Origin of the sequence: Gluconobacter roseus, assembly GCF_046058915.1 — a bacterium.
In the GTDB taxonomy this organism is placed as follows: Bacteria; Pseudomonadota; Alphaproteobacteria; order Acetobacterales; family Acetobacteraceae; genus Gluconobacter; species Gluconobacter roseus_A.
Genome location: NZ_CP175538.1, coordinates 916,350 through 936,593, shown reverse-complemented (window position 1 = coordinate 936,593; position 20,244 = coordinate 916,350). Strand labels below are relative to the sequence as shown.

Here is a 20,244-nt window from a genome sequence, read left to right as displayed (position 1 = left end):
CGTGCCAAGTGCGGCACGACGGACCATTTTTCAGATGGCCTTGACGGACCAGAATGCCGTCCATTTCTCGCCGGGCTTCAGATGAAGCAGGCCCGGCTTGTGTGAAAAATCACCCGTAAAGCCAGTTGGTGTTGTGTAGCCGTACCAGGGCTCGATACACAGGAACTCCGCGCCCGGCTTGGCCCACAGGCCCAGTTCGCGAAATCCGCCCCAGGCCACACGGATGCCGTGCCCGTCCGGTCCGGTCATGTCCAGCGATCGGCTCTCCGGCCGGTCCATGATGATCGCATCTTTCTCGAAAAGCGCATCGCGCAGTTCAAGGACATTCTCCCGGACAGGGGTGCGGAACTTCTCATGCAGAAGCATCCCGTCAGCGTCGATCCGGCGTATGGGCAGCGGCTCGTCATATTCGAAGAGCAGTCTGTAGCTGTCCTTCGCCACACCGTCTTTCAACGGCCAGCGAAAGGCCGGATGGGCCCCGAGCGAGGCATGAAGGGTCGCGGTATCGGACGGATTGTGCAGGTGATACGAGACACGCAGCGTCTCATTCTCGATGAGATAGACGATCCTCAGCCGGAAAGCGGCCGGAAAGGCAGCACGGGTTTCCGCATCGTCCACCAGTTCAAGCGTGCAGCCATCCACGTCCTGCGCAATCCAGCGGAAACTGCGGTTGCGGGCAAATCCATGCCGCCTGAGATGGACGGGCCTGCCATCCAGTGTGGAAGCATCGTCCGGCAGTGTTCCCACGATCGGGAACAGGATCGGGGAGTGCTTCGGCCAGGCCGGTCCGCCTTCCCAGAGCAGCACATCATCACCCCGGCTGAGTGCGACCAGTTCGGCGCCGTGGCTTTTGACCGAAGCCTTCAGCAGGCCGGTGCCGAAATCATGTCTGTCATCCGTCATGTGGTCAGTCATGGGATGTCTCCTGTTCAGGTGCCACGGGCATATCGCCCGGCTCGGTCGTATGGAAGCGACGGAAATCGACCTCCACCCGACCATCCGGACGATTCTGGATCATATCCGAAAAACGGTAGCCGTGTTTGACATGTCCGATCTCATAGGCGTGACGGGCGAAAACGGTCTGGGAAGAAATCTCGTCCGTGCCGTCCATCGTGATGATGATTTCCGCGTTCTGACCGATCAGCGTCTCTGCAGTGAGGCCGTAAAGCGGGCTGTGATCGTCGATCAGATGGGTTGCGTTCAGGCTGATCCGGAAGATCGGCATATGCGACTGCACCAGCGTCAGCCGGTCAAAGCGGCGCACCAGACGTCCGCGCTCATCGGACATCAGCCGCGTCAGGGTCATTTCGATATTGGCCGAAAGGATCAGCGTGCGGCGCTGGTTGGCCAGACGGATCGTCAGTGTCGGGATCACGTCGTCATAGGAGACGACCGCCACATGGCTGAACAGCACCCGTGCGCGGGGACGGGAGAAGCGGGCAAAGACCAGCCCCGTCGCCAGGGCATTGAGCATCATGCCGGCCAGAACTTCGAAAGAGACGATCGTGTTCGTCAGTCGCCCGACGGGGGCCATGGTGCCGTAACCGACGGTCGAAATGGTTTGCACGCTAAAGAAAACATCATCGAGGAAATCGCCGTGCGGAACACCGCTCACACTGTGCGGGATGACGTAATACATCAGCGCAAAGGCGACATTGATGACCAGATACAGACCCATGGATGCCCAGAAGAAGGCAAACCAGCTCATGGTCATCAGGGTATGGTAGAGATCGCCGAAAACCCCGGCATCCAGACCGGTCCGGATGATGTCGCTCCGGCCGTTCTCTTCGAGAACATGGGCGCGGATCTTGTTGGCGGTCTCGACGACCGTTGCATGCGTTTCAGAGTGGACTGGCACTCCAGGATCAGGTCGGGGTTCCATCCGTTTCCTGTGGCGCCAGTGGATCATGGGATCAGCTCCTGTTCCTGCGGGCGTTGCTCAGTTCACTGACCACGCCGTGAAGGGTGCGAAGCTCCTGTTCCGTCACTTCGCCTCGGGTGAAGAAATGACGCAGGTTCCGCACCATGCCGGGGCGTTTCTGCTCATTTCGAAGGAAATTCGTCTCGTCCAGATCGCGGATGAGATGGGACATGAAATTCTCCATCTCGCCCTTCGTCGCCACATGCGTCTCATTGGTCATGAGTTCGCGCGGCGGCGTCATGTCCTCGGTCAGGAACCACTCATAGGCCATGATCAGCACGGCCTGTGCGAGGTTTAGGGACATGAATTTCGGGTTGAGCGGATAGCGGACCAGCGTATCGGCGCGGGCCATGTCCTCGTTATCCAGCCCGGCGCGCTCGGGTCCGAACAGGATACCGGTGCGCAGGCCGCGATTGGACGCAACCCGCAGTTCGGCCGCGGCTCCGCGCGCGGTCATGACCGGCTTGACCACATGGCGCGGGCGCGGGCAGGTTGCGAAAATGCGGTGCAGATCGGCGACCGCATCGTCCACGGTCTCAAACACCTGGGCTGCATCCAGAATCCGGTCCGCGCCCGACGACGCATACCAGGCGCGTTCCTGCGGCCAGCCGTCACGCGGGGCCACGATGCGCAGATGGAACAGGCCGCCGTTTGCCATGGCGCGCGCGGTCGTGCCGATATTCTCGGCAAGTTGCGGGCGCACCAGGATCACGACCGGATCAAAATCACCGATAGGGCCGATATTCGCCCCGCCGTCACGTCCGGTCATGGTTACGCCTTCCGCCATGTTGTGCCACCAGGGCCGTCTTCGAGGGTGATGCCATCGGCTGCAAGCTGCGCACGAATGGCATCGGCACGGGCGAAATCGCGGGCTTTACGGGCTGCAAGGCGTTCTTCAATCAGCTTTTCGATCGCACCTGCGTCCACACCGGACTGGAACCACTCGGCAGGTGTGACATTGAACAGACCCAGCAGCTTTCCTGCTGCCAGCAGGCTGGAGGCCGCGTCCTGATCGCCCTGCATGGCGGCATCCGCCAGCGGGTGCAAGGCGGCAATGGCCAGCGGCGTGTTCAGATCATCGCACAGGGCGTCCATGACCGCAGCGGGGACGGCAGCGCCGGGCTGTGCGTTTCCGCGTTCCAGCGCCCGGTACAGCCGGTCCAGAACCCGGCGCGCTTCCTCAAGCTTCTCCCAGCTGAAATCCAGCGTGGAGCGGTAATGCGCGCCCAGATAGAGCAGGCGCAGCGGTTCGGCCGGCGAGCGGTCCAGCACTTCGCGGATCGTGAAGAAATTGCCGAGCGATTTCGACATTTTCTCGCCGTTCGACAGCAGCATCCCGTTATGGACCCAGTGCGTGGCGAACTTGCCGTGCGGATAGCAGCACATGGACTGCGCGCGTTCGTTCTCATGATGCGGGAACAGCAGATCGTCGCCGCCGCCATGGATGTCGAAGCTCTCGCCCAGATAACGGTGCGACATGGCCGAGCATTCAATATGCCAGCCCGGACGACCTCGCCCATATGGGCTGTCCCAGCCCGGCAGATCCGGCTCGGAGGGCTTCCACAGCACGAAATCGCCCGGATCACGTTTGTAGGGCGCGACTTCAACACGTGCACCCGCGATCATATCATCCAGCGAACGCCCGGAAAGCGCACCATAGGACGGGAAGTTGCGCACCGCGAACAGGACATGCCCTTCGGCTTCATAGGCATGTCCGTTCTCGATCAGGCGCGCGATCATTTTCAGCATATCCTCGATATGATGGGTGGCGCGCGGTTCGATATCGGGCGGCAGGATGAAGAGTGACGCGAGATCTTCATGAAAGGCCTGCGTCGTACGCTCGGTCAGGGCGGAAATGTCTTCTCCGTTTTCCTTTGCGCGCGCGTTGATCTTGTCGTCCACGTCGGTCACGTTGCGGACATAGGTCACGCGCAGATACATCGTGCGCAGCAGGCGGATGAGGACATCCGCGCACATCATGGCGCGCAGATTGCCCAGATGCGCGCGGTCATAGACGGTCGGTCCACAGAAATAGACGCGCACATTCTCAGGATCGAGGGGCGTGAACGGTCGCTTGTCGCGAAGATGGGTATCGTGCAGGCGGAGCACGTTTGCAGCAGGATCGGCCATACGCCGATCAATGCGCCAGCCTTGGTTCAGGTGCAACAGGCTTTGTTACTCTTGTCGGAAGGTTTGGCCCCTGTAATAGGGGGCGCATGAGCAGTGCCCTTTCCAGTCCGCCGACCGATCCGACAACCCCGCGCAGTCATGCGCTGGCCCTGCTGCGCGTTGCCCTGCCGCTGGCCCTGTCGCAGCTTTCCGAAATGGCCATGGGGGTGACGGATACGATCCTGCTCGGTGGCCTTGGTGTAACAGAGGTCGCGATTGGTGGCCTGTCGAGCACGTTCTTCTTCACGACGATGGTGACCTTCCAGGCCATTCTCGGCGGGGCAGGGGTGCTTCTGTCGCATGGCCGGGGTGCGGAAGAACATGGCCGGACGTCCCATGATGGCCGCAGCGTCATGAGTGCGACGCTGATGCTGGCCATTGCGGTCTTCATCCCCTGCGCGCTGCTTCTTGCTTTCTCCAAGACGATCTTCGGTGCGATTGGCGAGCCTGCCGAGGTGGTCACGCATGGCAGCCGTTTCATCGACATCCTGCTGCTGTCGCTGCTGCCTGATCTTGCGGTCATCGGTGTTCTGCGTGTCGCGCTGCCAGCGCTCGGGGCGGAAACGCTGCTGCTCTGGATCATGCCGGCCATGGCGGTCTGTAATGGTCTGACCAATGCTGCTCTCATTCATGGCTGGGCAGGTCTCCCGGCCATGGGGCTTTACGGTTCTGCAACCGCCACGACGCTGACCGGGTGGGTCGTCAGTTTTGCGCTGCTCGGATTGTGCCTGACCCATCCGCGCGTTCGGGCGGTGCTGAAGCCCGCCGCCGTGCAGTGGCCGGTCGTAAAGGAACTGCTGAAGCTTGGCGGTCCGATGATGATGGGAGCGGCCGCCGAGATCCTGATGTTCCAGATCACCAGTCTGCGGGCCGGCGAGCTTGGAACGCATAGTCTGGCCGCGCATCAGGTCGCGCTGAATGTTAGTTCGCTGCTGTTCATGGTGTGTCTGGCGATCGGGCAGGCGACCAATGTCCGGGTAGCCTACTGGCGCGGTGCCGGCCGCATGGAGCAGAGCCGTCGTGCGGCCCTGACCGGTACGGGCATCGTCCTGATGTGGAGCCTCGCCACATCCTCGCTGCTGCTGATCTGGCCGGAAAAGATCCTGCCGCTGTACTTTTCGAATCGCGCACCCGATCCCGAGACCACGGCGCTCGTTGTCATCCTGCTTCGGACCGCCGGGCTCTATCAGATCGTGGATGGGCTGCAATGCGTGTTCAGCGGCGCCCTGCGCGGCTGCGGCGACGCCGTGACACCCATGCTGATCGCCGTGGTGAGCTACGGTGTGATCGGTCTGGTTTTCGGGGGATGGCTGGCCTTCCACCAGCATGTCGGTGTGGAAGGCCTGTGGATCGGCATGGCGCTGGCGCTGGCCACGACCTGCGTGGCCTTCGGGATCAGGCTGCTGCGTGTGATGCGCAAGCCCGTCCCTGCCACATCGTGATGAAATAGATCAGCAGACCCAGAGCCGAGAACACGGCTCCGCCCCAGCCAACCGATCCCAGTCCAAGCCCGGAGCTAACCAGTACGGCGCCGAGCCAGGCGCCAAAGGCATTGGCCAGATTGAAGGCTGAATGATTGAGCGAGGCCGCCAGAGCCCGTGCGTCTCCGGCAACTTCCATCAGCCGTGTCTGAAGGGCCGGGGAGAGCATAATGATCCCGGCCGGGACAAGGAACGTGACCGGCAGCATGGCATAGGGCGAGGGCAGCAGCAGCCAGAACCCCAGCATGAAGATGATGCTTGCCGTCAGCGAGACGATCACTGTCCGGTCAATGCTGCGATCCGCCATGGTTCCCCCAAGCGCATTACCCGCGACCATGCCCAGACCCCACACGACCTGATAGACCGCGACCAGCCAGCCCGACAGATGCGTCACCTGCGTCAGTCCGGTCGTCAGGAAGGTGTAGATCCCGAACAGGCCACCAAACCCGACTGCACTGGTCAGTAGCGTCAGCAGAACCTGCGGTCGCTTGAATGCACCGAGTTCTGACAATGCCGTTGCGCCCGGATGTGGTCTGTCACGCGGTGCGAAGAACCAGATGCCTGCGAAGCATAATACGCCCAGTGCGACGATGCTTCCGTAAGCCACGCGCCAGCCCACATGATTGGCGGCATAGGTGGAAAGCGGCGATCCGATCACAGTCGAAATCATGATGCCGGACAGCACCTGCCCGACGGCCCGTCCGCGCCGGGCCCGCTCGACCATCGATGCACCAATTAGCGCCGAAACACCGAAGAAGGCCCCGTGAGGCAGGCCCGTGATGAAACGCATGAGTTCGATACCGGCAAAGCCCGGCATGAGAATGCTGCCGATATTGCCCGCGATGAACAGGCACAGCAGGCAGAGGAGGAGCGTGCGGCGGGGTAGACGGGCGCCAAGGATCGCAATCAGCGGTGCGCCGATGACAACGCCCATTGCATAGGCAGAGATCGCCCAGCTTGCCTGCGAAATGGTGATGTTCAGGGAATGGGAGAATTCCGGCAGCAGACCCATCATGGCGAATTCGCCGGTTCCGATGGTGAAAGTCGCCAGCATGAGGGACAGCATGGCCGGTCCGACACCGTAGGGTGGGCGCACCCGCTCGACGTCGAGAGGTTCGATGGAGTCCATAAAAAAACTAGATCCGGAAATGGAGGTCAGGACCGTGCTGCCATTGCCGGATAATGAAAAACGGTAACGGCTCCCCGACAGGGAGGAGCCGTTGAGTACAGATCAGTTCTCGGTTGGCAGACGGATGGTCTGACCCGGATAAATGTCATCCTTGGATGTGACAAGCGGTTGATTTGCATCAAGGAGTTCATCGCCCGTGACATCCTGGGGCAGCTTGTCGGCCACTTCGTCCAGCGTTTTGCTGGTCTTGATTTCCAGGAATTCGGGGTCGGGCGTTCCGGCCGGAACGGCGATTTCGGCCTCGACCGCGGAGACACCGGCAACGTTACCGGCGGCCAGGATCATCTGGTCACGTTCCTTGGCACTGTTGGCCTTGCCGCGCAGATAGATCGTGCGGTCGTCGATCACCAGATGGGACATATGCATCTGGGCGAGGCCAAATTTTTTGAAGGCACGCTTGATGACGCTTTCCCCGGGCTTGGGGGGCAGGGGCGCATCAAGGGACTGCACCAGTCCTTCGAGGGAGCCTTCGCCGATACGACCGGCCTTGGGATTGAAGCGATAGATTTTCATACAGGAAACTCGAAAAAGCGTGTTGCTCCCCCCAGGGAAACCTTCGGAAAGGCGAAAGGGGAGTTCCGGACCGTTAGCGCAACCAGACGTGAAGTGGTTGCGCATTTTCCGCGCCCCCACTGCAAGAAAATGACAGGGCTGGCAAGCAGGTTTTGATTGACCCGGCGTGGGGACTCCTGTAGGCGCGACGGCACAGCCGGAAACGTGGACGTACCGGCCGGACCATCAGCGCGGGATTCTGCATCCCGCCGGCCCGGCATCTGGGTGCGCGCCCGTCCTTCCCAATCCGGGGAGGGGCCTACCGGCACAACAAAACGGGCCGCCATGCAGCATGGGGCGGTTCTGATGAGTACAGGGGTCAACCCATGTCAAAGCGTCTTGAGAGCAAGTACAAGATCAATCGCCGCCTCGGCGTCAACCTGTGGGGCCGTGCCAAGTCCCCGGTCAACCGTCGCGAATACGGCCCCGGCCAGCACGGTCAGCGCCGCAAGCAGAAGCCGTCCGACTTCTCCATCCAGCTGATGGCCAAGCAGAAGCTCAAGGGCTACTACGGCAACATCAGCGAGAAGCAGTTCCGCAAGTATTATGACGAAGCCGTCCGTCGCAAGGGCGATACGTCCGAGAACCTGATCGGTCTGCTCGAGCGTCGTCTGGACGCCGTCGTGTACCGCCTGAAGTTCGCGATCACGCCGTTCGCGGCCCGTCAGTTCATCAGCCACGGCCATGTCACGGTCAATGGCAAGAAGGTGAACATCCCGTCCTACCTCGTGAAGGAAGGCGACGTCATCGAGGTTCGTGACTCCTCCAAGCAGCTCGCCATTGTGCTCGACGCTGTCCAGACGGGTGAGCGCGACACGCCGGAATACGTGGACGTCGATCACCGCCAGATGAAGGGCACGTTCCTGCGTACCCCGGTTCTCTCCGACGTGCCGTACCCGGTGCAGATGGAACCGAACCTGGTCGTCGAGTTCTACTCCCGCTAATCCGATCCCGGGCCCTGCGGCCCGGATCAGAAAGCGACCGGAAAGCGCCGGGCGGGTCTCCCGTCCGGCGCTTTCTGTTTTCAGGCTCACCGCCCGGATGCGCGGCCAGTGCCGCTTTGCGGCGTTCTGGCACGGCTCCGGGCATCCCGTTCCTATCGGAGTTCATATGTCCGAAGCCCTCAGCGCGGAAATCACCCGCGAGATCGCTCGCCGGCGTACGTTTGCAATCATTTCCCATCCGGATGCCGGTAAGACGACCCTGACCGAGCGTATCCTGCGTGCCGGTGGTGCCATTCAGATGGCGGGCAATGTCCGTGCCAAGGGCGAGCGTCGCCGCACCAAGTCCGACTGGATGGGGATCGAGCGCGACCGTGGCATTTCTGTCGTGACCTCGGTCATGACCTTTGAATATGGCGACTGCGTCTTCAACCTGCTCGACACGCCGGGCCATGAAGACTTCTCCGAAGACACCTACCGCACCCTGACAGCCGTGGATTGCGCGGTCATGGTTATCGACGCCGCGAAGGGCATCGAGGACCGGACCCGCAAGCTGTTCGAGATCTGCCGTCTGCGCGACATCCCCATCGTCACTTTCATCAACAAGATGGACCGTGAAGCACAGGACTGCTTCGCGCTGCTTGACGAGATCGCCAACACGCTGGCTCTCGATACGTCTCCGGCGACCTGGCCGATCGGGCGTGCCGCAAAGTTCATCGGTACTTACGACCTGCGCACGAAGGAAGTGCACACCAAGGAGCCGGTCGGCGAGGACGATCCCCGCATCATCCAGATGCGCGAAGAAGTCGAACTGGCCGAAGCGGCTCTGCCGGAATTCGATCGTGAGTCCTTCGATGCGGGTCATCTGTCCCCGGTCTTCTTCGGCTCGGCCATGAAGGAAATCGGCGTCACGGATCTGCTCGACGCGCTCGTCGCCTACGGTCCGGCTCCGCGTGCCCAGCAGACCGAGACGCGGGAAGTGAAGGCCAGCGAAGATCAGGTCACGGCTCTGGTCTTCAAAATTCAGGCCAACATGGACCCCAACCATCGTGACCGCATGGCCTTCGCCCGCGTGTGCTCCGGTCGTCTGACCCGCGGGATGCGTCTCAAGCATGTCCGCACTGGCAAGCAGTTTGCCCTGCACACGCCCCAGTTCTTCTTTGCCCGTGACCGTCAGCTTGCCGAAGAAGCATTCGGTGGCGACGTCGTTGGCATCCCGAACCACGGCACCTTGCGGATCGGCGATACGCTGAGCGAGAGCGAAGACCTGCGTTTCACCGGCGTGCCGCACTTCGCGCCCGAAATCCTGCGTCGTGTCCGCCTTGATGATGCGATGAAGGCCAAGAAGCTGCGGCAGGCTCTGGTGGAGCTGGCTGAGGAAGGCGTCGTCCAGCTTTTCCGCCCGCAGGATGGCCTGTCGCCGATCGTGGGCGTGGTCGGAACGCTTCAGCTCGACGTGCTCCAGTCTCGTCTCCAGGGCGAATACGGCGTGGCCATCGGTTTCGAAAGCACGCCTTACACGCTGGCCCGCTGGATCACTGGCGACCGTGCCAAGATCGAAGCCTTCCAGGACCTGAACCGGTCCGCCATGGCGGATGATCTGGATGGAGACCCGGTCTTCCTCGCCACATCATCCTTCATGATGCGCCGGACTATCGAGATGAACCCCGATCTTGCATTCCACGACATCAAACAGATCGGCATGTCAGCCGCCTGAAAAGAAAAAGCCCCGCTCTGCAAGGAGTGGGGCTTTTTCTTACAGTCCCATCAGGGACAGAAGGCTGTCGAAGGATCGCAGCGACGTACCTTCCACGATCAGTGTCCGCCCGATCTGCAACGCCTTCTGTCGCGCCAGCAGACGGTCTTTTTCCGTGCTGCACAGGCTGTAATCCGCAACCTGTGCAAACCCGACGGTGCGACGGATCATCTCCAGTCCGCAGAATCCGGCCGTATCGCGCAGGATGTCTTTGAGGAACGACTCAATGAGGTCCTGCCGCCCGGCAGATCCCGACAGCGCCCACATATCCCCACTTCCATTCTGAAGACCGGACCGAAGCTCTTCGGAGAAAATCTGCCAGAAGGCCACCATTTCCGCTCTGAGTGCCGCTGCCTTCTTTGGAGCCGCGCAGAGATGCAGCGCCAGATTGCCCAGATAAAGCCCGCAATCGAATCCGATCGGCCCCATCGTCGCAAACTCGCCATCGATGACCCGCACATCCGTGCCATCCAGCATGATGGATCCTGTATGCAGATCTCCGTGCAACAGCGCCTGTCGCGCCGTCAGGAACCGGTCCTGAAGCTGCCCCACGGCACGGTGCAGGATCTGGTCAGTCTGGAGCGCTTTTACATCATCCAGCAGACCCGCTTCCGGTTCCGGGTTGCGGTCACAGATGCGGTACGGGTCCGTCAGGATCAGATCGACCGTAATGCGGGTGAGGGCGGTATTGCCGGAAAACTGTTCCAGCAGGCGCGCACCGGTCTCGAACGGCTGGTTCACCCAGCCTGTCGCCTGCACCGTCTTGGCAACATAGGCGCCGATTACGGCGGAAAACCCCGGCTCGGCCCGATCCTCGATCAGTGCCGAACGCAGGACTTCATGCTTCGTGAGGCATTCCATAACGAGCAAGAACAGATCCGCGTCATAAGCAAAAAGCTCCGGCATCAACCCTGTAACGGCCGATGCCACGGCCCGCATATAGCGGGCCTCATACAGCGCCCGCTCCAGCGGCATGGGCCAGTCCGGCGCAACCCGCACATGAGGAAGAGCGTGTTTGCAGCACAGCGCACCGGCAGGACCGTCCACCAGAAACACCGTATTGAGATTACCGTCGCTGACTTCACGGATGGACCAGTCCAAAGCCACACCGCCCAGACGCTTTGACAGTTCCGGCTGTTCTGCAAGCCAGTCCCGCAGCGCGGCATCATCCAGAATACGATAGGTCATTGCTGTTGCTCCAGCATGGCAGACAGTGTGGGGACGAGACGTTCCGGAAGCGTAGTTTCGGGCTGAACCAGCATCAGCGCCCGATATTCCGCATTGCCCAGACGGTGGCAGCGTTCCTGAAGGGTCTTAAAATCCAGCGGAACGGTGATCTCCATCCCGACATCGACGATATGCGTCTGCGAGTGCTCGCAGGCCAGCAGACACCTCCCGACGCCACATTCCGCATCGGTCAGGCCAAGTTCTTCCCGACATTCCGCCATGAGCTGTGCCGCGAGATCAATGTCCGCTTCTCCATCGCGGCTTTCCACATTCCCGGCCGGTGTACCCTGCCAGTACCCCGGCAGGTAAATGGATTTTTCCGACCGCTGGCCGATCACAATCCCATCCGTCGTTCGCAGCAGACCAACCACGGCCAGGGGACGCAGAACATCCGGGCCGTAAAGACCAGGCTCCTGCATCTGGGCCAGCACGCGCCGGTATTCCGACCAGTGCCCGGTGATGATTTCTGATCCGATCGTATCCGCACAAAAAACCCGCCCGTTATAAAGCGCCGGATGTTGTCGCAGCGCTTCATCCCAGTGCCGGGTGACACGGGCTTCGAGCTCCGATGAAAGCTCTGGCATGGAACGTCCGATCCGGACGGCAACCGCAGAAGCCAGAGGTGTCACGGGCCAGTCTGATCGGGAAAAGGACATAGGGCGCTCCAGACAGGGATGGCGGAAAGGCCGTCTTTCATGGACCGGAATAGCCGGACCGGCAACGCACCCTCAGGGCATCTCAAGTCGGACCGAAACCGGACAATGATCCGAAAGCCCGGCAGGTACCGTATCGTTCTTATAGGTCATGACCCGCAGGCTGTCCGGCACGAGCCAGTCCCGCGCGGCATTTCCCAGAAGGATGTGATCGATGAAATATTCGCCGCCCCAGCAGGGACTGGCCTTGCCTGCTGTCGTGAGGGTAACGGGCGTTTCGGCCTCGATCTGCTGCATCAGCGGATCATGTAGCGTCAGCCGCCGGTTGAAATCCCCCAGCACGGCATAGGCCTCGCCCTCATCCTGCCGCTCCAGCATCCAGTCCTGCATGATGCGGACCTGCTGGTACAGGGTCGGGCAGGAATGCTGGCGCTGGTTCAGCGGCTGGTCCCAGCATCCCGTCTTGAGATGCACGACCAGAAGCCGCAGGTTTGCGACACCATCGCTGATGGTGACATCCAGGCCGCCCCGCAACTGATGCTGCGCTTCAGGTCCGGCCACATTGAGAGCCGACAGTTCATCATTGACCGTCACATGCAGATCGCGCCGCACAGCCACGCCAACCCGCTGCACGACAGGATCGGGCGTGAGGATGATCTGATAGGTTTTGGGACTGAAAACACGGGACGCGGCGATCGGGTCGTCTACTTCCTCAAATGCCACGACATCCGGGTTCAGATGCCGGGCATAGGCCGCGAGTTTCGAAAAATCCCGGTGCTCGCCGCCTGGAACATCATCCGGCAAAGCCGGATCTCCGGACGGGCGCAGTGTCAGCCAGTCCATGTTCCAGGTCGAGAGTTTGATCGTATGGGCAGAAACAGGTCCCATGCTGCCGACCAGAAAAAAGCCGGCCAGCATGGAAGCAACGGCCTGCCTCAGGCTGCCTGTCCTTCGGTGGTGCCGATTTCCTCAAGCACACTTTCAACCGTGCGCGTCTTGCGCGTTCCCTCGTCGAGAATGAGGATCTCGCCCTTGGGAATATCGTAGAACCAGCCCTGAAGCTTCAGTTCACCCTGCGCCAGTGCGCGGACAACCGTGGGGTGCGTCCGTAGATGCACGAGCTGAAGCAGCACGTTGTATTCGGCGAGCGAGCGGATATCTTCCGGTCCGGCATCTTCGGCCTTCAGATCGCCCAAGGCCGCGCGGGCTGCTTCGCCATGGCGCATCCAGCTTTTGACCGTCGGCAGACTGTCCAGCTTAGGCGAGTTCAGATCCATCAGCGCGCCCATGGCGCCACAGTTGGAGTGACCGCAGATGATGACGTTCTTCACCTTGAGCGCGCCCACAGCGTATTCGATCGCGGACGACACCCCACCCAGCATCTCGCCATAGGCCGGCACGATGTTGCCGACATTGCGCACGATGAAGAGCTCGCCCGGTTCCGTCTGGGTAATGAGACTGGGGCTGATCCGGCTGTCGGCGCAGGTAATGAACAGGGTGGACGGAGACTGGCTGGAGGCCAGGCTCTCGAACAGTTCCGCATTCTCCGGATAGACGTCCGTCTCGAACTTGCGGACACCGCCCAGCAGTTTCGCCAGAGTATCACGACCACAGGCCATGGTGTTCTCCTTAATCTTGCACTGCCGGGCAGTTAGAAGGCTTTGTCAGGACAGGTAAAGCATGATTCCGGTCAACCCATGCTTTGTTACTGCCCTGACATACCATGACGCGTTTCTTACGCGGCTTCCAGTGTCTTGCGCAGCATTGCAAATACTGCGTCCGAGTCTGCGTTTGGACCACCGGCCTGCGCCATGTCCGGACGGCCACCACCGCCCTTGCCACCCATCAGGGCCGAGGCTTCACGAACCAGCTTCACGGCATCCAGACGGTCCGTCAGGTCTTTGGTTACGGCAATCACGATGCTGCCGCGGCCATCAGCATTGGACATCAGCGCCACAACACCGGACCCGATCTGCTTGGAAATGCTTTCCGCCAGCCCCTTGAGTTCCTTGGGACTGACATCGCCCAGATCACGCGCCGAAAGCGTGATGCCGTTGATGCTTTCCGTGGCACTCGTACCTTCGCCGGTCGCAAGCTTGCGCTGCAGGTCGGAGACCTGCGCCGTCAGGGATTTGCGCTCTTCCAGAAGCGCTGCCACGCGGGACGCGGCATCAGCAACCGGAACCTTGAGCAGGTCTGCAATCTGCTTCAGGCGGTCTTCGGTTTCCAGCGCCATGGCTTCCGCAGCGAGACCGCAGACGGCCTCAATCCGGCGCACGCCAGCCGAGACACCGCTTTCCGAGACGATCCGGAACGGTCCAATCTCACCGACGCGCCCCACATGCGTGCCACCGCACAACTCGATGGAATAGGCGGCGCGATCGTCGTCGCCCTTGCCCATCGAGACCACGCGGACTTCGTCGCCGTACTTCTCGCCAAACAGCGCCATGGCGCCTTCCGCCACGGCTTCGTCCTGCGCCATCAGGCGCGTTTCGACCGGGGCATTCTCGCGGATGCGGGCATTGACCTCGGCCTCGACGGCTGCCAGCTCCTCATCCGTCAGCGGACGCGGCTGACTGATATCGAAGCGCAGACGCTCCGGCGCATTCAGGCTGCCCTTCTGCGTGACATGCGTGCCGATCTGCCGACGCAGGGCCTCATGCAGCAGATGGGTTGCGGAGTGATGGCCACGCACCGCCGTGCGACGCGCATGGTCGATTTCGGCATGAACCGCCATGCCCGGTTTCAGCGTGCCTTCGACGACCTTGCCGTAATGCACGATCAGATCGCCGTTGCGCTTCTGCGTATCGGTGATCTCGACGCGCACGCCCGGAGCTGTCAGCGTTCCGTGATCGCCAACCTGACCGCCGCTTTCGCCATAGAACGGCGTCTGGTTCAGCAGGATCGCAACCGTGTCGTCACCAGCCGGCGCCTCGGCCAGTTCATCATTGCCTCGGAAGATCCCCTGGACTTCGGCATCGGCCTTTTCGGACACATAACCGAGGAACTCGCTCGGACCGTGCTTGTCACGTGCGTCGAACCACACCGTTTCAGCTGCAGCATCTCCCGATCCGACCCAGGCCGCACGCGCACGCTTGCGCTGCTCGGCCATCGCCGTCTCGAAACCGGCCTCATCAACCGTGCGGCCTTTTTCACGCAGCGCATCCTGCGTCAGATCCAGCGGAAATCCGAACGTGTCATAGAGCTTGAACGCCACGTCACCCGGAAGAGCATCCTTGTCGCCCAGACGGTCCAGTTCGTCGGAGAGCAGCGTCAGGCCACGTTCCAGAAGGGCGGTGAAGCGCTCTTCTTCGCCCTTCATTGTCTGCGCAATCAGGGCCTGATGCTGGACGAGTTCCGGATAGGCTGCGCCCATCTGCTGGATCAGCGCCGGAAGCAGGCGATAGAATACCGGCTCCTTCGCGCCCATGATGTGCAGATGGCGCATGGCGCGGCGCATGATGCGACGCAGAACATAGCCGCGGCCTTCCTTGGACGGCAGCACGCCATCGGCGATCAGGAATGCGGTAGAGCGCAGATGATCGGCCACAACGCGATGACTGGCCTTGAACGGACCATCAGCGTCCTGGTGCATGATTTCGGCCGAGGCCTCGATCAGTGCGCGCATCGTGTCGGTGTCGTAGTTGTCGCGCTTGCCCTGCATGATCGCGGCAAAACGCTCCAGACCCATACCCGTGTCGATTGACGGCCGGGGCAGGGCGTCGCGCGAGCCATCCGGCTGGTCGAGGAACTGCATGAACACAAGGTTCCAGATCTCGACGAAGCGGTCGCCGTCCTCATCCGGGCTTCCCGGAGGGCCGCCGAACACGCTGTCGCCGTGGTCGTAGAAGATCTCTGAGCACGGTCCGCACGGTCCCGTGTCACCCATGCGCCAGAAATTGTCAGACGTTCCAATGCGGATGATCCGGTCATCGGACAGGCCGGCGATCTTCTTCCACAGATCGGCCGCATCCTCGTCTTCCGCATAGACAGTAGCGAGCAGCTTGTCTTTCGGAAGACCGAAATCGCGTGTCAGCAGCGTCCAGGCGAATTCGATGGCTTCAGGCTTGAAGTAATCGCCAAAGCTGAAATTGCCCATCATTTCGAAGAACGTATGGTGGCGCGCTGTGTAGCCGACATTGTCGAGATCGTTATGCTTGCCACCTGCACGCACGACCTTCTGCGCCGTGGTGGCGCGGGAGTAGGGGCGTGTTTCCTGGCCGGTGAAGACGTTCTTGAACGGCACCATGCCAGCATTGGTGAACAGCAGTGTCGGGTCGTTCTGCGGCACCAGGGATGCCGATGGAACGATGCGGTGGCCCTGCGAACCGAAGTATTCGAGAAAGGCCGATCTGATATCGTTGGTGCTGGTCATGATGAGGGAGTGTCAGTTCCAGGAAGACAGGGAATAATATGCCTGTCCTAGACTATTGTCGCCGCCTTGGAAATGCAGCCCTCAGTCATTGCGGCCATGCGTCCTGATGCCGTTGTCGGGAAGGGCGGACAGATCCGGTTCAGGTTCGGGTGCCGTCAGACCCGCCGCAGGGATCTCCACAGCCATCTGAACCAGTTCAAGCGGTGTTTCAGGGGTCTGTGCCCGGAAAACAAGACGACGGGAAAGATTGAAGTTCGCAACCATTCCACACAGGGCACCTGCCGCCAGCGCAAGCTCGGGATAATGCACAGTCAGTGGAACCGTCGCGTAAAGCAGGAACACCATGCTGCGATTGAGCAGAAAGCCGAATGAATTGGCCAGCAGGAACCGCAGCCATTGCAGAACCATGTGCTGGTTTTCCGCCGCAGACAGCCGGAATGTCCAGACGCGGTTAAGGCACCAGTTTCCTGTTGCGGCCACAAAATAGGCAATCAATGTGGCTGCGATCAGACCCGCAGGAACGCGCAGCAGGGAGACCGTTCCCCAGTCCACCAGGAAACCGAAGGCACCGACGGTTCCAAAGCGCAGGAACTGATCAATGATTTCCGGTCGGCTGCGCGGATAGAAAATACGGCTGCGTCGCAAGGAACATGTCTCCGGAATATCGGGATGTGCTGGCTCTAGCGTGCCGGGAAAGGCAATCGCAAGCGGAGTTTCGTCCTGAACGTCGCATTCGCCCAAAGAAAAAGGCGCCCCGAAGGACGCCTTTCTCAATACCGAAGTCGAAGACCCGGCGTCAGATCATGTCTGAATTACTTCAGGATGATCTCGACGCGACGGTTCTGCGGCTCGCGGGTGTTCGGGCCGGTCGGCACCAGCGGCTTGGACTCGCCATAACCGTGGATGTCGATGGCAGCAGCCGGGACACCGTCACGGATCAGTTCAGCCTTCACGCTGGAAGCGCGACGGTTGGACAGACCCAGGTTGTAACGCTCGCCGCGCGGACCCGGGTGAGCAGCGGAGTTATCCGTGTAGCCGTTGACTTCGATGCGCGTCGTCTGGACGTGCGTGGAAGCCTGGGCTGCCTGGGCAACGATCTCACGGGCGCGGCCCGTCAGGTCAGACTTGTCCCAGTCGAAGAACACGAGATACGTGCGGGCCGGGGTCGGAGCCGGCGGAACAACAACCGGAGCCGGCGGCGGCGGCGGCGGAGCCGTGTCGAAGGCATAGCGCAGGCCCAGGATGAACTGGTGCGAGAAGCGCTGGTCGAAGTTCACGTTGCCCTTGTGAACGCCGGAAGCGTTGTAGGCCGTGGAACGATACGGACCGTTGACGAAGTCCTGACCGATGAAACGGTATTCGGTCGTGACGGCCAGACCCGGAACGTTCGGGATGTCGTAGGCTGCACCGACGATGCCCTGGTACGCGAAGCTGCCCTGCGTGCCGCCCATGCGGTCAACAGCGCCGTTCACGTAGTTGGTCGTGGTCGGGTTGTAGTGCTGCCACAGGTAGCCAGCGCCAACACCGACGAACGGCGTGACAGGAACATTCAGACCGAAGTTGGCGAGGTCGATGTCATACAGCACGTTGACGAGGCCACCATAAGCCTGGTCGGACCCGTGGGTCATGCCGTTAACAGCCGTCGGACGACGGTGGTTGATCTGGGAGTAGTTGTACAGACCCTCAACCTCAACGCGCAGGCCGTTACCGAAGCCCCAGCCGAATGCACCGAAACCGGTGAAGCCGTCGTGGTGGCGGTAGCGGGAGCTCGAAGCAGCGTTGCTGCTCGTGCCATCAGCCTGCGTCGTCGGCGCGAAAGTGCCGTGCTGCTGCTGAACCAGGTTGTAACCACCGCCGATGTTGACATAGGGGCCGGTGATCGTGCTGGCCATGGCAAGCGACGGTGCGGCGACCATCGACGTCATGGCAAGGAGTGCCGTGCGGAGACGCATGTTTTCGTCCTCTTAGTGACTAACGTTCGAGCCGTTGGAGAATGCTTTCACCAACGGACCCAGCGCGATGCATAAGCGCATATAGAGCGCAGAGTTCCCCGCGACAAAGCCAGTCAGGGTCTTCCAGCTCTACTCGGGGAAGGGGAGTGACATAAAAGCCACAATCCATTTCGCCCGCTTTACGATCTACGCCTCGCGTCTACGTTGCCTTAGCCCAAGGTTTCACGAGAAGCCAGCGCTTCCGGAAGAAAGCAGCTATGCAAAAACAGAGGCAAAACAGATATTTAGCTCACATGTGACGGAATTTTAACATTCCTTACGAGCGACAGCCTTCACTGATCAGAAGATTACGCACTGTTTTTGAGGGGATTTCGCGGGTTGTGAACGCCTTGCCGATCCCGTGCAACAGAACGAACGCAATCTTCCCGTCCTGCATTTTCTTGTCCCGAGTCATGTGGTGCAGAAGCACGTCCGCGGAGAACGACTCCCGGAACCAGTCGAAACTGACAGGCATGTCCAGACTTCGCAGATGACGGTCCAGTCGATGCAGGTCCTCGACCGGGGCGTAACCAAGCTCCACGGAAAGAGCCATGGCCAGGTGAATTCCGATCGAGACAGCCTCGCCGTGAAGCAGACGGCCATCATATCCCAGTTCTGCTTCCAGGGCGTGCCCGAACGTATGCCCCAGATTGAGCAGCGCACGCCCGCCAACAGAAGCCTGCTCCTTCTCGTCAGCCGCAACGACCGCTGCCTTGAAGGCACAGGCCCGCTTCACGGCATCCGCCAGGGCTTCGGGATCACCATCCAGAACATCGCGTCCATGGGTTTCGCACCAGGCGAAGAGTTCCGGATCAGCAATCAGGCCGGATTTGACGATCTCGGCATAGCCCGCAACGCGCTGGCGCCGCGGCAGTGTTGCTAGGGCGGAACTGTCCGCAAGGACCGCAATGGGCTGATGAAAGGCGCCGATCAGGTTCTTTCCGGCTGGAGCGTTGATGCCGGTCTTGCCGCCCACGCTGCTGTCCACCTGTGACAGAAGCGTGGTGGGGATCTGTACGAATGGCAGTCCGCGCAGTGCCGTTGCGGCAACAAACCCGGCCAGATCGCCTACGACTCCGCCTCCCAGCGCCACGATGGTCGTTTTGCGCTCGATTCCGGTGGACAGGAGGCGGTTCATGACGTCCCCGTAGCAGGCAAGGGACTTGCTCTCCTCGCCGCCGGGAACCGCAATCACATCCGCACGGATGCCGGTTTCCTCGAACGAGGCGAGAAGCCGGGGCAGATGCAGTTCGGCAACCGTCTCATCCGTAATGACGACTACGCGCTTCTGGGGCAGGTGAGGCGCGAGCAGGGCGCCTGCGCGCGAAATCAGGTCCGGTCCGATCAGCACATCATAGCTGTGGTGGCTGAGCGAGACATGAACCGATTCCGGCCTGCGATATTCTCCCAGAACTTCCCGTACGCGCTGCACGCCCTGTTCCACCGTGTCATCTCCACAATCGATAATGATGTCTGCCTCGGCGTAGAAGGGGTATCGCTGTCCGACAAGACGCCCCAGAACCTCGTCCGGCCGTCCCTGGGCCAGCAATGGCCGCCCCGTTCGTCCGGCAACCCGCTTTACCAGCACATGCACTGGTGCCCGGAGCCAGATCGAGACTGCATGCCTGCGGACCAGACGACGGGTCTGGGCGTCCATCCAAGCGCCTCCGCCCGTGGCAAGGATGCAGGGTGGTCCATCGAGGAGTCGCTGGATGACGCGGCGTTCACCATCCCGGAACGATGCTTCGCCATGTCGGGCAAAGATTTCGGGAATCGAACAGCCAGCGGCCCGTTCGATCTCGATATCGGCGTCCACGAAAGGGAGTCCGCAGATCTGGGCGAGGCGCCGTCCGATGGTGGTTTTGCCGGCACCCATCATTCCGACGAGTACAACCGTACGCGACGGTGTGCCATCGGAAGAGAAAAAGGGTTGCGGCGTGGCTGAAGGGGGAAAAGGCAGGCGTGACATGCCCTGCTACGTATCATAGG

At 61.2% G+C, this 20,244-nt stretch carries 17 protein-coding genes; 3 read left to right on the top strand and 14 right to left on the bottom strand.

The features are described 5' to 3' along the window. Window positions 1–30 precede the first annotated feature (30 nt). The 4 genes from ACJ2A4_RS04395 to cysS are packed head-to-tail and all read right to left on the bottom strand — an operon-like array spanning window position 31 to window position 4,051. On the bottom strand, window positions 31–915 hold the full coding sequence (locus tag ACJ2A4_RS04395; RefSeq protein WP_408873762.1) for an aldose 1-epimerase family protein: 885 nt from the start codon (window positions 913–915) through the stop codon (window positions 31–33). Then, entirely contained in the window at window positions 908–1,909 is a 1,002-nt protein-coding gene (locus ACJ2A4_RS04390; RefSeq protein WP_408873761.1) for an ion channel, read from the bottom strand. Before ACJ2A4_RS04390 ends, ACJ2A4_RS04395 begins: the two co-directional genes overlap by 8 nt. Before the next feature lie 4 nt (window positions 1,910–1,913). Beyond that, on the bottom strand, window positions 1,914–2,690 hold the full coding sequence (locus ACJ2A4_RS04385; protein ID WP_408873760.1) for an RNA methyltransferase: 777 nt from the start codon (window positions 2,688–2,690) through the stop codon (window positions 1,914–1,916). A gap of 2 nt (window positions 2,691–2,692) precedes the next feature. Beyond that, on the bottom strand, window positions 2,693–4,051 hold the full coding sequence (gene cysS, locus ACJ2A4_RS04380; RefSeq protein WP_408873759.1) for a cysteine--tRNA ligase: 1,359 nt from the start codon (window positions 4,049–4,051) through the stop codon (window positions 2,693–2,695). A gap of 86 nt (window positions 4,052–4,137) precedes the next feature. Here cysS and ACJ2A4_RS04375 point away from each other — a divergent pair, with 86 nt between their 5' ends. Then, window positions 4,138–5,532 carry an MATE family efflux transporter gene (locus ACJ2A4_RS04375; RefSeq protein WP_408873758.1) on the top strand — a complete coding sequence of 465 codons (1,395 nt, stop codon included), beginning with the start codon at window positions 4,138–4,140 and terminating at the stop codon, window positions 5,530–5,532. On the opposite strand, the gene ACJ2A4_RS04370 is transcribed toward ACJ2A4_RS04375, so the two are convergent. Next, complete coding sequence (locus ACJ2A4_RS04370; RefSeq protein ID WP_408873757.1) at window positions 5,486–6,700, bottom strand: MFS transporter; 1,215 nt, start codon at window positions 6,698–6,700, stop codon at window positions 5,486–5,488. The two genes, ACJ2A4_RS04375 and ACJ2A4_RS04370, sit on opposite strands and share 47 nt — an antisense overlap. Window positions 6,701–6,802: 102 nt before the next feature. Further along, complete coding sequence (locus ACJ2A4_RS04365; RefSeq protein WP_062508662.1) at window positions 6,803–7,273, bottom strand: BON domain-containing protein; 471 nt, start codon at window positions 7,271–7,273, stop codon at window positions 6,803–6,805. A gap of 365 nt (window positions 7,274–7,638) precedes the next feature. Between ACJ2A4_RS04365 and rpsD the strand changes: the two genes are divergently transcribed. Further along, window positions 7,639–8,256 carry a 30S ribosomal protein S4 gene (rpsD, locus tag ACJ2A4_RS04360; RefSeq protein WP_062508664.1) on the top strand — a complete coding sequence of 206 codons (618 nt, stop codon included), beginning with the start codon at window positions 7,639–7,641 and terminating at the stop codon, window positions 8,254–8,256. Between the two features lie 166 nt (window positions 8,257–8,422). Continuing rightward, window positions 8,423–9,970 (top strand): peptide chain release factor 3, encoded by a 1,548-nt coding sequence (locus ACJ2A4_RS04355; protein ID WP_408873756.1) that lies wholly within the window; start codon window positions 8,423–8,425, stop codon window positions 9,968–9,970. A gap of 39 nt (window positions 9,971–10,009) precedes the next feature. On the opposite strand, the gene mtnK is transcribed toward ACJ2A4_RS04355, so the two are convergent. The 8 genes from mtnK to aroB form a co-directional block, all read right to left on the bottom strand. Continuing rightward, on the bottom strand, window positions 10,010–11,197 hold the full coding sequence (mtnK, locus tag ACJ2A4_RS04350) for an S-methyl-5-thioribose kinase (RefSeq protein ID WP_408873755.1): 1,188 nt from the start codon (window positions 11,195–11,197) through the stop codon (window positions 10,010–10,012). Continuing rightward, window positions 11,194–11,892, bottom strand: a complete 699-nt coding sequence (locus ACJ2A4_RS04345; RefSeq protein ID WP_408873754.1) for a hypothetical protein — start codon at window positions 11,890–11,892, stop codon at window positions 11,194–11,196. The genes mtnK and ACJ2A4_RS04345 overlap by 4 nt, the downstream gene beginning before the upstream one ends. 72 nt (window positions 11,893–11,964) lie before the next feature. Next, on the bottom strand, window positions 11,965–12,807 hold the full coding sequence (locus tag ACJ2A4_RS04340) for an endonuclease/exonuclease/phosphatase family protein (RefSeq protein ID WP_408873753.1): 843 nt from the start codon (window positions 12,805–12,807) through the stop codon (window positions 11,965–11,967). A gap of 17 nt (window positions 12,808–12,824) precedes the next feature. Further along, entirely contained in the window at window positions 12,825–13,508 is a 684-nt protein-coding gene (locus ACJ2A4_RS04335; RefSeq protein WP_062508670.1) for a carbonic anhydrase, read from the bottom strand. Window positions 13,509–13,624: 116 nt separating this feature from the next. Then, window positions 13,625–16,264, bottom strand: a complete 2,640-nt coding sequence (gene alaS, locus ACJ2A4_RS04330; protein WP_408873752.1) for an alanine--tRNA ligase — start codon at window positions 16,262–16,264, stop codon at window positions 13,625–13,627. Window positions 16,265–16,345: 81 nt separating this feature from the next. Then, on the bottom strand, window positions 16,346–16,909 hold the full coding sequence (locus ACJ2A4_RS04325; protein ID WP_408873751.1) for a GtrA family protein: 564 nt from the start codon (window positions 16,907–16,909) through the stop codon (window positions 16,346–16,348). 167 nt (window positions 16,910–17,076) lie between these two features. Next, entirely contained in the window at window positions 17,077–18,216 is a 1,140-nt protein-coding gene (locus tag ACJ2A4_RS04320; RefSeq protein WP_194258539.1) for an OmpA family protein, read from the bottom strand. 316 nt (window positions 18,217–18,532) lie between these two features. After that, window positions 18,533–20,224 (bottom strand): 3-dehydroquinate synthase, encoded by a 1,692-nt coding sequence (gene aroB / locus ACJ2A4_RS04315; protein WP_408873750.1) that lies wholly within the window; start codon window positions 20,222–20,224, stop codon window positions 18,533–18,535. Window positions 20,225–20,244 lie beyond the last annotated feature (20 nt).